This is a genomic window from Mycobacterium sp. 1274756.6 (assembly GCF_001668625.1).
Lineage (GTDB): Bacteria > Actinomycetota > Actinomycetes > Mycobacteriales > Mycobacteriaceae > Mycobacterium.
Window position 1 is genome coordinate 1 of record NZ_LZLJ01000085.1, and the last position, 642, is coordinate 642.

Consider the following 642-nt stretch of genomic DNA (forward strand, 5'->3'; position numbering starts at 1 on the left):
CAAACAACGCCGCCCCCGGCACCGGCGACCCAATCGGCACCACCGACGAACCCGGCGACAACGGCGCACTCACCGTGATGTAACAGGTAGTTTCCGTTGGCCCGTAGGCGTTAACCATCACCCGCCCCGGAGCCCACCGATCCACCACCTCAACCGGGCACGTTTCGGCGCTGACCAACAACGCTGCTCTGTCCAACCCCTCCGGGGACAGCAATTCCACGGCTGACGGCGTCTGCGTCAACACATCAACCTGCTCCGCGACTAATAGCGCGTGGAAGTCTGTTGGCGAAGCCGTCACCGATTCCGGCACCACCACCAGACGCCTGCCGTGCAACAACGCACCCAAAATCTCCGTCACCGAGAAGTCGAAAGCCAGCGAATGACATTGCGACCACACCTGCCCCGCAACCAACTCAGCACTCAACGCTGTTAACAGGGAGATGACGCTACGGTGGGTAATGGCCACGCCCTTGGGCCTGCCGGTGGTGCCTGAGGTGTAAATGATGTAAGCGATGTCGTCGGGTGTTGGCCCCGACGCCAACCGGCTGGCTGGCTGGTCGGCGATCACCGGGTCGGCGATATCGATGACCGTCACGCCCATGCCGGCAACACGGTCGGCGTGTTCGGCGTCGGCGAGCACCA

General features: G+C 63.2%; 1 protein-coding gene. It reads right to left on the minus strand.

All coding sequences use genetic code 11. From position 1 onward, the window contains the following. Nucleotides 1-642 (minus strand): AMP-binding protein (locus A5643_RS13150; RefSeq protein WP_156628799.1); only part of this gene is annotated, 642 nt, incomplete at both ends.